The 12,170-nt window shown below is 55.1% G+C and carries 10 protein-coding genes and 7 pseudogenes; 7 read left to right on the forward strand and 10 right to left on the reverse strand.

What is annotated here, in order from left to right:
- Positions 1-48: 48 nt before the first annotated feature.
- Both MRBLRC7O_RS14160 and MRBLRC7O_RS14165 read left to right on the forward strand, forming a co-directional pair.
- Positions 49-384, forward strand: a pseudogene (locus MRBLRC7O_RS14160) (sigma factor-like helix-turn-helix DNA-binding protein); the annotation flags it as partial.
- A gap of 6 nt (positions 385-390) precedes the next feature.
- Positions 391-852: pseudogene (locus MRBLRC7O_RS14165) on the forward strand (IS110 family RNA-guided transposase); the annotation flags it as partial.
- A 318-nt stretch (positions 853-1,170) separates the two neighbouring features.
- On the opposite strand, the pseudogene MRBLRC7O_RS14170 reads toward MRBLRC7O_RS14165, so the two are convergent.
- From MRBLRC7O_RS14170 to MRBLRC7O_RS14180, 3 genes and pseudogenes are all read right to left on the reverse strand, one after another.
- A pseudogene (locus MRBLRC7O_RS14170) lies at positions 1,171-1,449 on the reverse strand (integrase core domain-containing protein); the annotation flags it as partial.
- A 279-nt stretch (positions 1,450-1,728) separates the two neighbouring features.
- Positions 1,729-2,754 (reverse strand): HlyD family secretion protein, encoded by a 1,026-nt coding sequence (locus MRBLRC7O_RS14175; protein WP_364653098.1) that lies wholly within the window; start codon positions 2,752-2,754, stop codon positions 1,729-1,731.
- A gap of 13 nt (positions 2,755-2,767) precedes the next feature.
- Positions 2,768-4,303 carry an MFS transporter gene (locus MRBLRC7O_RS14180; protein WP_113138265.1) on the reverse strand — a complete coding sequence of 512 codons (1,536 nt, stop codon included), beginning with the start codon at positions 4,301-4,303 and terminating at the stop codon, positions 2,768-2,770.
- A 444-nt stretch (positions 4,304-4,747) separates the two neighbouring features.
- Here MRBLRC7O_RS14180 and MRBLRC7O_RS14185 point away from each other — a divergent pair, with 444 nt between their 5' ends.
- Positions 4,748-5,032: a GNAT family N-acetyltransferase gene (locus MRBLRC7O_RS14185; RefSeq protein WP_364653096.1), complete on the forward strand. Its 285-nt coding sequence runs from the start codon at positions 4,748-4,750 to the stop codon at positions 5,030-5,032.
- Between the two features lie 22 nt (positions 5,033-5,054).
- Here the strand turns inward: MRBLRC7O_RS14185 and MRBLRC7O_RS14190 are convergent, their stop codons facing one another.
- Positions 5,055-5,585 carry a glutathione S-transferase family protein gene (locus tag MRBLRC7O_RS14190; protein ID WP_367727464.1) on the reverse strand — a complete coding sequence of 177 codons (531 nt, stop codon included), beginning with the start codon at positions 5,583-5,585 and terminating at the stop codon, positions 5,055-5,057.
- Between the two features lie 106 nt (positions 5,586-5,691).
- On the opposite strand from MRBLRC7O_RS14190, the pseudogene MRBLRC7O_RS14195 reads away from it, so the two are divergent.
- Positions 5,692-6,108 (forward strand): annotated as a pseudogene (locus MRBLRC7O_RS14195) (NAD(P)H-dependent oxidoreductase); the annotation flags it as partial.
- 54 nt (positions 6,109-6,162) lie between these two features.
- On the opposite strand, the pseudogene MRBLRC7O_RS25525 reads toward MRBLRC7O_RS14195, so the two are convergent.
- Together MRBLRC7O_RS25525 and MRBLRC7O_RS14205 are read right to left on the reverse strand one after the other, a co-directional pair.
- Positions 6,163-6,294, reverse strand: a pseudogene (locus tag MRBLRC7O_RS25525) (catalase); the annotation flags it as partial.
- Positions 6,295-6,659: 365 nt separating this feature from the next.
- Positions 6,660-7,307: an HD domain-containing protein gene (locus tag MRBLRC7O_RS14205; protein ID WP_060726812.1), complete on the reverse strand. Its 648-nt coding sequence runs from the start codon at positions 7,305-7,307 to the stop codon at positions 6,660-6,662.
- 241 nt (positions 7,308-7,548) lie between these two features.
- On the opposite strand from MRBLRC7O_RS14205, the gene MRBLRC7O_RS14210 reads away from it, so the two are divergent.
- Complete coding sequence (locus MRBLRC7O_RS14210) at positions 7,549-7,689, forward strand: ATP-binding protein (protein ID WP_364653112.1); 141 nt, start codon at positions 7,549-7,551, stop codon at positions 7,687-7,689.
- Here the strand turns inward: MRBLRC7O_RS14210 and MRBLRC7O_RS14215 are convergent.
- Positions 7,634-7,903: a hypothetical protein gene (locus MRBLRC7O_RS14215; RefSeq protein ID WP_162734248.1), complete on the reverse strand. Its 270-nt coding sequence runs from the start codon at positions 7,901-7,903 to the stop codon at positions 7,634-7,636. The two genes, MRBLRC7O_RS14210 and MRBLRC7O_RS14215, sit on opposite strands and share 56 nt — an antisense overlap.
- A 442-nt stretch (positions 7,904-8,345) precedes the next feature.
- Positions 8,346-8,791 (reverse strand): annotated as a pseudogene (locus tag MRBLRC7O_RS14220) (MEKHLA domain-containing protein); the annotation flags it as partial.
- A 266-nt stretch (positions 8,792-9,057) separates the two neighbouring features.
- On the opposite strand from MRBLRC7O_RS14220, the pseudogene MRBLRC7O_RS14225 reads away from it, so the two are divergent.
- A pseudogene (locus MRBLRC7O_RS14225) lies at positions 9,058-9,906 on the forward strand (BID domain-containing protein); the annotation flags it as partial.
- Positions 9,907-10,207: 301 nt separating this feature from the next.
- Here the strand turns inward: MRBLRC7O_RS14225 and MRBLRC7O_RS14230 are convergent.
- On the reverse strand, positions 10,208-10,774 hold the full coding sequence (locus MRBLRC7O_RS14230; RefSeq protein ID WP_367727466.1) for a YceI family protein: 567 nt from the start codon (positions 10,772-10,774) through the stop codon (positions 10,208-10,210).
- A 228-nt stretch (positions 10,775-11,002) separates the two neighbouring features.
- Here MRBLRC7O_RS14230 and MRBLRC7O_RS14235 point away from each other — a divergent pair, with 228 nt between their 5' ends.
- Positions 11,003-11,236, forward strand: a complete 234-nt coding sequence (locus tag MRBLRC7O_RS14235) for a GNAT family N-acetyltransferase (RefSeq protein WP_269084498.1) — start codon at positions 11,003-11,005, stop codon at positions 11,234-11,236.
- 107 nt (positions 11,237-11,343) lie between these two features.
- On the opposite strand, the gene MRBLRC7O_RS14240 is transcribed toward MRBLRC7O_RS14235, so the two are convergent.
- The gene (locus MRBLRC7O_RS14240) at positions 11,344-11,823 is read right to left on the reverse strand and encodes a carboxymuconolactone decarboxylase family protein (RefSeq protein WP_060726807.1); all 480 of its coding nucleotides are present in this window, start codon (positions 11,821-11,823) and stop codon (positions 11,344-11,346) included.
- Positions 11,824-12,170: the final 347 nt, after the last annotated feature.

Raw genomic sequence — 12,170 nt, forward strand, 5'->3', positions numbered from 1 at the left:
CGCGCCGTTTTGCCATTCTGGACCTCGATTTGAACGAGGGGCTGATGAATGGGGAGGCGGAAGCAGGTGAGACTTACTGACGTGAAGGACATTCGATCGATATTGCGACTGACGCACGAACAGGGGCTTTCGGTTCGTGCGATATCGGAACGGCTGAAGATCAGCAAAACGACCATTTCGACCTACCTGCTGCGGGCGCGTGAGGCCGGGCTGACGGGCTGGCCGTTGCCACCTGGGCTGGACGATGATGGCATTCTGCAGCGCCGCCTGTTCCATCGTCGCGGCCGTCCGCCCCAGGACATGCACGAACCCGACTGGGGCAAGATCGCCAGTGAATTGAAGCGGAAGGGCGTGACACTGACGCTGTTGTGGCAGGAATATCGCGAACGGCAACTCAACAGCGTAAGGATTGAGATCGATAAGATCGAAACCGAGATCAAAGACTGGCACCGCGCAAATGAAGTCAGCCAGCGTCTTGCGACAATCCCGGGTATCGGACCCATAACTGCCAGCGCGATTGTTGCAGCGGTTCCGGATGCAACACTATTCAAGTCATCGCGCCAATATGCAGCTTGGCTTGGCTTAACGCCAAAATCGCATAGCAGCGGCGGGAAGGAACGGCTTGTAGGAATTAGCAAGCAGGGGAACGGATATATTCGGCGACTTCTGGTCCTTGGGGCGACTGCAGTCACCCGGTTCACTCGCCAGGGTCACGGCATCAAAATCTGGGCATCCCAATTGCTCGACCGCAAACCGAGCAGACTGGTAACGGTGGCGTTAGCGAATAAATTGGCACGCATCGTCTGGGCCTTGCTGATCCGGAAGCAATCCTACGCAGCGACGGTTGCGTAACACCTATCCACATTCGAGGCATATCTTCTCGAAGTGGTTTGCATGAGGACTGAGTATTGATGACGAACCGGTCGAACCGGGGATTGGGACAACCCTTCCGAGCCAAGCGCTTCGTGCGCGTAGAGGTGATTGGGATCCAATCTGCGGACTTCATCAAGGCCCGCGGCCATATGTGCGCCGCACATCGAGGCCGGACACATGGCTGCACCCGACCGCACCGAAACTTACTTTTTCCACTTGCAAAAACGGGGCCGTCCACACATGGCTCGGTTTGTCTGACCAGTTTCGGGCGTTTTGCTAAGTGGATTCCCGCCTCGATTATGCCGCCACCATCATTGGTGCCGGCGCGTTGAAGTAGGCCTGATTCGGCGTATGCCGGTCAAGGGATGAATATGGGAGACGGCTATTGTAAAAGGACAGATATCGACCAATGCTGACGCGAGCCTCGGACACGGTCTTGTAGACGTGGAAGTAGACTTCCCCGTATTTGATCGACCGCCAGAGCCGTTCGACGAAGACGTTGTCATGCCACGCACCCTTGCCATCCCTCGATATGGCGATTTCCGCCTTCTTCAGCACCACCGTGAAGTCCAACGAGCCTGCTGAGAATACCGCTGATTGAAAAAAGGCGGGCGTCAGGATCTATAGTTTGATACTGACATGCCGCACCCAGGGGCGCGGAGCCGCATACTTGGCTTAGCTCGTGATCAATGAGTTGCCGCAGCGCGACAACATCGCCCAAATCGAAGATCTCCTGCCGGTCAAATCTCCCCAGACCGCGCGCGCCAATCACAGCTGGTATCGTTAGCCACTTCACGTAGCCTGGGAAGGCATAGAACAGCGTCGTCAATTTGGAGGCTAACCCATCCTTTTGACTTAATCAGTGATGATTTCCGGCGCAACGGACATACCCACCCGCAAACGCTCTAGGAAGGGTTGGCCCGGCTCAAGCTTGATCCGCACTGGTAGCCGTTGAACGATCTTCGTAAAATTCCCTGTGGCGTTGAGTGGTGCTATCGGTGCGAAACTTAGCCCGCTCGCAGCACCGATGCTTTTAACGGCCCCATTCAGCTTCACTCCTGGAACGGCGTCGACTTCAATCGTGACGCGTTGTCCCGACTTGACATTTGCAAGCTGCGTTTCCCGATAATTGGCACGAATATAGATCTCATCGAGGGGGACGACGGAAACGAGCGTGGTGCCCGTCGCAACGAACGCACCCTTCCGTAACGCCTTTTGGCCAATCATTCCTGAGATCGGGGCCTTGATTGTGGTGTATGACAATTTCAGCTCTGCCTCGTCTCGCGCAGCATTCGCCTTACTCAATGCTGCCTCTGCACCCTTCAAGTCACTATGTAGAATTGGCAACTGACTGGTGGCAGCATCGAAAGCAGCGACATGACTTGCTTCTAAAGCCGTTGCCGCCGAAAGCGATGACTCTGCCTGTTCGAGTGCCTGAATCGTAGACGATCCATTTTTCGCGAGTTGTCGCTGTCGAACTGCTACCGAGCTGGCGAGCGCGAGTGCAGCTCTATCGGCGTCAACCGTAGCACGTGCCTGCGCGATTAGCGCACTTTGGCGTAAAATTTGAGCTTGCGTAGAGTTCACCGCCGCCTCAGCCACACCAACCAGCGCCTCGGCCTGATCGGCTTCAACTTTATAATCCCTTTGATCAAGAATGGCGAGAACGTCGCCCTCCTTCACCCACTGATCGTCTTCAACGAGCACATCGGATATAACCCCTGATACTCGCGAAGACACATTAGTATAGTCCGCCTGCACATATGCATCATTTGTCCATTGCCTGTCAGCCTCTGATTCAGGTTTGTTGAAATGAGCATAGGCAAAGGCAAGAACAATGGCGGCGGTGCCGCCGACCCCGTAAGAGGTGTAATTTTTCATAAGACGTGTCCAGTTAAGGTTTGTTGTGATTTTCTTCAGCATACGTAGGAGGGGGGATGTATTGAGCCAGCAATACGACCGGGACCAGGATGAGGGCGAGGCATCCGAGAACGCGGTAAATGTCTGCGGTTGCGAGCGTCGCGACCTGCGGTGCAATTAGCGCCACGAGTTCGGATGGGGTGTAGTTTTGAGGAACCACGGCATCGACTGCCCCAAGACGATCCACCAGGATCTCTGAATGAAACCGCTCCCTGAGTTCGAGCAGCCGACCGACCGCCGCCCCCCCCATAAGTGAGCCGAGGGCACGCAACGTATTAACGCAACCAGAAATATAGGGTCCCTCACTTGGATGGACGACACTTGTCGTTAGAAACAACAGGGGGACAACCGCCAGCGGTTGCCCGATTGCCTGCACCAATTGAAGCGTCAGGAACTCCCGCCATATCCAGCTGCTATCTAGTTGCGCGCCCCAGAAACACGCAACCGCTATGAAGCATAGGCCCGTTGCCAGAACGAGCCGGGCATCCACCCATTTTTGATAGATCAGCACCGCGACGAGAGACCCGAGAAGGACCTGGGGGAGGCCTATCAGGAGTGCGATTGGCGCATTGTCCGCAGAACGATAGCCCCACACAAGAGACAGAAAATTGGTCGGAACAACTGCCCCCGAGGCGAACACGATCAACAAGAAAACGAAGGCGGACAACAGGATTCCAAGGTTACGACGCCCTAAGAGCTGGAGCTTTACAAACGGCATCGGGTGGTGCCATTCCGTCAATGCATAAAGCAGCGTCGAGACAATCCCGAACGTCAGCGCCCAGCAGATCACCGGCGAATTGAACCAGTCCAGCCGGTTGCCCTGGTCTATCGCAATGGCGACTGCGATCAACCCCGGCGCGCCTGTCGCCAATCCCTTGAGATTTATTCCTGAGAACCTCGACCACTGGATATGTTCCCTGGGGAACCCCCACCATACCATCATGACCGAGAACGGCGCGAAGATCAGGAATTGCCAGTAAATCCACCGCCAATCTACAAGAACGTCCGTCCAGATCCCTACAAGCCAAACCGAGATGTTCGGTACAAATGTTGCCGTCATCGCGTAAAGAGCAAGGCCATGCAAGCGCAGGTTCAAAGGGAGGATCCTTAACGCTGCTGACATGAGCAACGGAATAAGCCCGCCCGCAGCAACGCCATGAAGAAATCTCATAAGACATAGCGTGTTTATGTTGGTAGTCAGCGGGGTCAGGATGGCGAGGACGGAGGCCATTGAAATCATAACAAGGTGGTAGCGCCGCATTGCGAAGGTGACGGCAAACCAAGATGCGAACGGCATGACGGCCAACTCGCCCGCCGCGTAGCTTGTGTTGACCCAAGAAAATTCGTCGAGCCCGAAACCCAATCCACCACGCATATCTGCGAGGCCGAGAGAGCCTGACCTGCTGTTTAACCCGGCCGTAATGGCACCGATGAACACGCCGGAGAGACCGACAAGTGATCTGATATTCAGGGTGCCGATTTTGAATTTCACGTGATGCTGTTGTTCCATGTTGCCTCTGTGCCTTTCGTTGGTCTCTTAAGCACCAACTCAGTACACCGCCGCGCTGATATCGATGGCGCTCTATTCCAGTATCCGGTTGCTCGGATTTGCAGTGGCAGAACGGGCGCCCGATTATTCCTAACCACTTCAAGCTTCCCGACAATCCAAACGAATGTTTGGGCGCTGACGTCGCAAACGTTAATCGGAGCAAACGACACAAGCGCCCTAATATGATCCAGACATTTCTATTCGCGAATTATCTGCCGCGACGTGACTTTGAGAACATTGCCCAAGGTCCTAGGATATTCCTCCCATTGAGCCTTGCCCGACTTCGCGGCATTATCGAATGGAAGTCTGTAGGCAATACATCGGGACGACCAGCCAAACGATGGTTTGCGTTGACGGTTGGCGGGGGGCCGCCGACCTTACGGCGCACAAGAAGGAATGATCCCAATGCTATACGATATCACGAAGAACCTAACTCTGAGCCGCTTCGAGCTGCCAATCAATGAAGAGGCGGTCGCGGCAGCCTACTACCGCGAGGAAGACGGCGTTATTGTTCTGGTCCACACCGAGGTGCCCTTCGAGTACGCCGGCCAAGGCTATGCCACCCGGCTGGCGGACGCGATTTTCGCCAGCCTTCGGGCAACCAATGAGAAAATTCGGCCTAGGTGCGGGTTCATGGCTCGGTATGCCACTCAACATCCGGAGTTTAACGATCTCATTCCCCGACGCTAAGGTTGGTCGAGACTTCAGGTGGTCAGGTAGTCGGAGGGGGCATGGATGATATGGTAGAGGCGAGGACCTCGGACTGAATCGAAGGCAGCTTGAGGAGATGTTCAAGGTATACATCGATCTGCGGCAAGTCGCTCCATAGCCTTGCTAATCCCAGATACTTCAAACGAACCAGACTGACCGCCCAGAAGAGGTCGGCCAGCGTCAAGTGGGCTGCGCAAAGCCAAATGAATTCTTTTTGCCGCAAGTCATCGTCGAGCTTGAGAAGAATGTCCCGGGTGAAACCGCGGAGATCTTTCTGGAAGCCGGGATCGTGGCGGACTTCTCTGCCGCCAGCTTCCTTCGCGATCTTCGCCTGATACGCAGCAACGAGGTAGGCGTCTGCTTCGTTGGCTTTGATTAACGCGGTCAATGCTTCGATCTTCTCCTCGTAGACCGAAGACATCGCCTGCTTGATTGGCTGAGGGCGCCTGTCGTCTTCCGGATGAAAACCATAGAGGAGGCCAGGATGCGGAGTTAGATCGACTGCGTTGAGCTGTCTCTGCACGTTCTCCAACTGAACGAGATCCGTTGGAACGAGCCGGTTCGTTCCCGGCAGAACGGCGTCTATGTGGACGGATAGGAGCAATCGCGGTACTCGGACAGGCGGGTGGAGGCATGAGATGACGAAACCAAAAGTGCTGATCGCGTTTTATTCACGCAACGGCTCGACCGATATTTTGGCGAATGCGATCGCCGAAGGCGCGGTTCAGCAAGGTGCAGAAGTGCGCCTACGGCGCGCGAGGGAGCTTGTCGGAGAGGACGTAATATCCCAGGTTCCCGGTTGGCGCGAAAGCGCGCTCGCCATGAATGAGAAGTACGAGGCGCCCACCGAGGCGGACGCTGAATGGGCGGACGCAATCGTCTTCGGCACGCCTACCAGGTTCGGCTCCATCTCATCGGAGCTCAAGGCATACATCGACGCTCTGGGCGGCATCTGGTTCCAGGGCAAGTTGAATGGAAAGGTCGGATCGGTGTTTGGTTCGACATCGTCAAAGCACGGTGGAAACGAGTCGACCCTGCTATCCATCTACACGCCAATGGCGCACCTCGGCCTGATCATCGTGCCCCTCGGCTACGCAGATCCGGCCATGTTCAAGGCGGGCAAGCTTCTCGATAAGCCAGATGTCCTGGAGCAACGCCGGCCCTCGGCGCCCTGCAGTCTCGATGTTGAAATTGTCAGGCACCGGCGCGCCTGCGACCGTGGTCAGTTTCTCGTTTGTCATGGATCTTGCCTCGCCGTTCTATTCCACGCCAATAGGCCAGCCGCGGCCGAAGCGGGCTAGCTATACGCTCGTTTGAGAGCCTGCGGTCCGGAATTGTCGCCTCAGGTTGCGGTGGTGGTCGCCCAGTCGTGCTCCCCAACCGGTTAAATGGTTGTGGAAGCAGTGAGTTGGAGGTTACGCCAAAGCGGCAGCAGCTACCACGCGATCGTAGCTCAACCTGACGGCGAAGTGACAGGGAATCCACGCCACCACGATAAAGGCGGTGCATCTGCGACGGTGGGCAGAGAATCTCGAACGGATACAGATGCGGTCTGACCGCCTTGTGAAGTTGTCGGCGGCCCTTACCGTAGAGTATCGATTGGATCTTAGCTGTCGAAGGGAGTGTTCATCACGAAGTCGACGGAAGACGGAGGCGAATATCCGTCAACATAGCGCGCTCCGAAGTCTCTTAAAAAATTGTCGTGCGAGGTTAGCGGCGCTGCTTCCACCATGTGGCAAAAGCACTTCGTCATCTTCTTTTTCATCTCCAGCCTCGGGAAAGCCGTAGTGATCGCCTTCATCTCGACTGCGTAGATCTTTTCATACCCTAGGCCCACTACGTCCAGGCAGATCCCTGCCGTGCACAATGAGACCTCTGCTTCCTTGTAGAGGCCGATAGATGGCGTCGAATTCAGCGCCACACAATCCCAGACCAACTGCACTCGGCGCGCATCAAGCCCCGCGTCAATGGCAAACTGGCGGGCAATATCTGCCCCCTCGACCTCGAAGCGTCTTGGACCACGAAACGACATGTTTAGTGTCACGTCGTGGAGCAGCGTACCGAGCGCGAGCACCTCCCGATCATGAGCTATATTTTGTAGTGAAGCGATGCTGGTCGCGAACAACCAGGATCGGACCACGTGATTGAAGAGATAGGATTCGCACCTTGCCTCAGCAAATTCCCAAGCGAGCCTAACCACGTCGGTGTCAGGAACAACGACGCCGGCCAAGAAACGGCTTCTTTGGTCTTCCATAAGGTTTTCTCCCGCGCGAGCGCCAAATGTCTATCGAATTTCGGACTGTTTTAGAATGTTGGCGGCGCGGAGGTAACTATACGTGCGGGCTACTCGGAGTACTTCTGATGTTGCAAGCAAATGGTCGTCCATCTCGTGACTGAGTGTAGGGAAGTGCGGCCGCGCTAGAAATCTCAAACAGTCTCGGCCCATCGCCGACATCGACAGTTGGCCGCATACGACTAAGAGACACGGCTTGGGCGTGGGACTCGCAACCTGCAGATCCTTTATCACCTCACATGGCGGCCAGTTGTGGGTTGAGAAGAATGAGCCAAATGGAGCGGTCTTCATTTTTTACGATACCAATTGCCGAACCACCTGCTGCCGAGACACCCAAAGCTAACTGACCGTTGGCGACATTGAAGGATCGGCCCAACGGTTCCAACGAACTCATCGCAATCGGCGGCAATTGCTATGGTGGGGAAATCGCCGGGGAAACCGAGCGAGCAGACCGCGATATCGACCGCGTTCAAAAAGCGCGTGGGAGAGAAGTGATCGAGGGGATGACCGCATGCCGTCTTCTCAACGCGGAACTGCAGTCGCTCGCTTAAAGTCATGCTGTCCTCCCTCGGACACCAGCCATTCGCTTAAGGACTTCAACCGACTTTCCGAATAAGGAAGGCTTTTGAATTTTATCCGGCGGGAGAAGCCCTACTTTGAGGCGCGCATCGTGCCTAGCGACCTGGAGAGGATCCAGTTCGTTCGCGGCAGTAGTACGCATGAGCGCATCATGTCGCAGTCGGACACCTATCTGATCTTTGGCAGATAAGCCGTCCTACCTGAGACAGGCCACAACGGTCTCAACATCCAACGCGTCACCGTCAGAGACAAGCAAAGAATCCTCGAGCAGTTGGCCAACTGAACATCCATCTATCCCGGACTGGAGAAGACCTCTGCCGAAATCGCAAAGAGATATGACGTTGGTTAGGCTTTCGCCAAGAGCTGTAGGCAGGGCACCGCAACGTTCGGCGGTTTGATTGGCGTGTGATTTGCGAAGGTCCACTTCGAAAACGCCGCAGCCTGTCCGCAATATGCGCCGTGCTCATCGATAAGCTGCCAGACTAGCCCGTCTTCCATCCAAAATTCGCGACCGTTCTTCGTCGTTCGTACCCCGCGATAATTGTCGACGAACCCATTTTTCGAAACCGCGTCCAGCAGTCTATGCCTTTCCTCTCTGTTGGGCGCCGTTGCCGAGAGCCGCGACGGCAGACGCATGAGATCCGACCAAGGATAGCCGAATAGCGCTGCGCAGTTACATCGGCGTATATGAACCGGGGATCGACCTCGATGTTGTGTGCAATGACGGCGAAAGGCGCTTCTTCATAGAGCTAGGTGGGTGACGTGTCTCCGGAGACGATAGCGTTACGAGTGAGCCTTGCATAGGAACCGGCCAGCAGGTCGAAGAATGCCTGGTCGATTTTGAGGCGATCCTCCCTCGAATTCATGACGTATATCACCCTTCTCTTGCCTGTCGCTTACCCCGAGATACGCGCCCCTCAACGTGCTTCTCGAATGGGAGCCGTGATCTACAATAATACACACCGCGCCGGTGAGAACGACCCAAACTTTGGCATACCTCGACCGCTAGAACCTCGAATTCTACGATCCAGGACGCGGCATGACCGTCACATTGTCAATCTAGACTGGAGCGTATTATGTCGAACATTGAAACCAAGTTCCGGCCTGTCAGCCAGGAAGCAAAGCCAGGGCACGACGAGCTGGGTGGTCCGAGGTCATGTCGCAAGACGGCGCCATCCCTGCCCCCACAGAAGATGTCAGCCAGCAATTGCCGATGGGACCCGGCAAGCCCACTCCGCTGGTGCCAGCCATCACCCGTCACCACCGCAGCATCGAAGAGGTGGCCCGGGAAAAAGCGATGTCAGTCATCGATCACAGATTCGATACGGTGGAACCTCTCGCGCGGCGCGTGTTCCGCGACCCGGTCGAGGTCGCCGCGAGACTGCGCACCGCGATGACCGAGAAGGAAGGCAATGGCAAGATCATGGCAAAGGCCATGGCCGAGCAGCCAGAGCGCTTCGGGGAGCTACGCGGCAAGTCGGGTCTGTTCGGGAACAACAAGGAGCGGAAAGAGGCGCTGCAATATGCCAGGTCTCTCTCAGCCCATATTGGCTATGTCTCCGAGGCATGGGAGCGCCGGCTTGGCGAAGAACGCGCGAGCGAACGATGGCAGCGGGAACAGCGTGACGTCATCGAGGTCCCTGGCCTCACGCCGCGTAGTGCCGAGATCATTGCCAAGGTGGAGAAGACGCCGTTGGAGAAGCGGAGCCAGTTTATCGCGGAGCTGCGCTCGTCAGCTGAGGGCCGAGCCGTGCTCGATGAGGCAAAGCTGGTCGCTGACGCGCTCACGCGGCGGTTTGGTAGTTCTGATCCCCGCAGGTTCGCCAAGGAACTCGAGGCACGCACGGAGCTCGCAAAGCAGGCCGAGCAGATCAACACAATCGCCCGCATGGTGGATCGGACATGCCATGCCGAGCTCAGCCATGACTATGCGCTGAAACAGCAGCTTGCCCGGTCTCAGGGACTTGGGTTGAGCCGATAGTAGGCGCCGACGACAAAATTAGCGTTTTCTAGCGGTTACGCCTTGGAAGCGCGCCACGCTTCCAGAGATGAGACGTGAACGCGAAAGCCTTACCCCAAAGTGCTGAAAACATATTCGGCAGCTTGCCGAGATGGGTGTGGAGACGATCGCCCACGGATTGTCACTGAGCACTGAAACCCAAAGATATCCTGTCCAAAGAGCTGCCGCCTCCGCCGTGCGTTCCACGTTCGATCCAATATGGACGTAGTGGATTTGCGCACCACTCTTTTGTGGGCAGCTCGTAGCCAGACCTACCCACGACCTACGCAAAATCAAACGCAGCGCTTACAATGATGTTCACGGTATCGCCTACTACTGGATACTTGGCGCTAACGCCGAACTCTCGACGGCTTATCCTCGCTGAGGCTTCAAAACCTATGGTTGGCAATCCAGTAAACGAATTTTTCGCGCCCGCCACAAATTCCACGTCAAAGTTCACGAGCTTCGACACACCATGTAACGTGAATATGCCTTTCAAGGTGGCGCTCGTTTCAGTGACCGGTTGGATTTCGTCGACCGAGAGCGTGATATTTGGATAGTTCTCAGCATCAAACCACTCTGCACTGCGAAGCTCTTCATCCAGTTTTGGGCTGTTGGTTTTTACCTGCGCGGCCAGTACGCTCACGCTCATCTTGGTTTTTTCTGGTTCCATCGGGTTAATTTCGAGCCAGCCGACAGGGCCATAAAACTCGCCCCAATAGTTGCTAACCCCAAAGTGAAGCACATTGAACAGCACTCTTGAGTGCACTGAATCGATAACGTAACGACCACCGACAATATTTTTAGGGTTTTTATCGACAGCGAGCGTTTGCGTCGTTGTGTTGCTCATCGGAACTCCAATCGAATTTCGTTTCGTCGATGTTCAGAAAAGCGAATAAAGCTGATCGCAGCGACGGATTTATCGGAGGTTATTTCTCGGACCCGCTCGTGCGCCACCCGAACGTTCGTTTGCGTTGACGATGGTAGCACTCAGGCTACGCTGTCCGCTCATCCACACAGGAGCAACGATTTGCCACAACACGTATTCGAGAACGCCGCTCTCAAACGCTTTGAGTTGGTGATAGATGAAGAGGCGTCTGCATTAGCATATTTTAGAATGGAAGACGGAGTCGTGATCTTATTCCATACTGAGGTGCCCTACGAGCACTCGGGGCAAGGTTATGCGAGCAGCCTTGCTGAAGGGATTTTTTCAATCATTCGCACCCGAGGCCAGAAGGTCTGGCCAACATGCGAGTTTATGGCTCGTTATGTATCGAAACATCCAGAGCTCAACGATCTCTTGGGTCGATAGTAAGAAGTCCAAACAAAGGTGGCCCGTTTGATCCGGGCCACCTCATTTGCAGTATTTAAGGGATGGCACATAAGTCAGCCAAGCTGACGTTCTTATGTCTCCGAAAATTAGGCAAGGCCTGCTTTATCCAAGCCGAAAGCTTTGTCGGCAGAGCCTGGTATCGAACGCATCGCGACACTAACTCGATTCCAAGCATTGATAGCCATAATCTGAAATGTCAGGTCAGTAATTTCTTTTTCCGAGAACTGACCGCGTACCCGCTCGTACAACTCATCTGCAACGCCCATATCAGAGAGTTTGGTAAGCGCCTCAGTCCACGCCAACGCAGCCCTCTCCCGCGGACTAAACAATTGAGATTCACGCCAGCTCGCGATGTGGTGAAGGCGAAGGGGCCTCTCCTGATGAATAGTCGCTTCCTTTACGTGCATGTCGAGGCAGAATGTGCAACCGTTCAATTGCGACGCTCGAATATCAACTAAATCAATGATGGAACTTTCAATAGAGCCGTTCTTCACCTCTTCGCTAAAGTCCATCAGAGCCTTGAACTGTTGAGGCGATAGCTGCGCGTAGTTGAGCCGCTGAGTCATTTGGTTTCACCTATTTTTTTGAGATCAAGTTAGAGCTGTCTTTGAAACGAGCGCTTGACACATCGAAAGGTGACCGACTGTTTTTGCGTGAGCTAGCTATACGTCAGTTGGGAGCGATGTTCTCGATTGATTGCTATATAATCCTACCGCTAGGAGCTGGGTAGACGGGTGTTCGAGATACGTTTCTGGTGGAGTGGGGTGCGAATTGATTGAGATGCTGAGCAGAGTTACTCGTGCCAACAAAGTTGTGCGCCCGGTGGTCTATACCCAGGAAAATATCCGTGCCCTACGTCAACCGAGATTGGGGCTACCATGAGGCCACCTTTCTAAAGCGCAACCTTTCATGG

Source organism: Agrobacterium radiobacter (assembly GCF_040801995.1).
GTDB lineage: Bacteria > Pseudomonadota > Alphaproteobacteria > Rhizobiales > Rhizobiaceae > Agrobacterium > Agrobacterium radiobacter.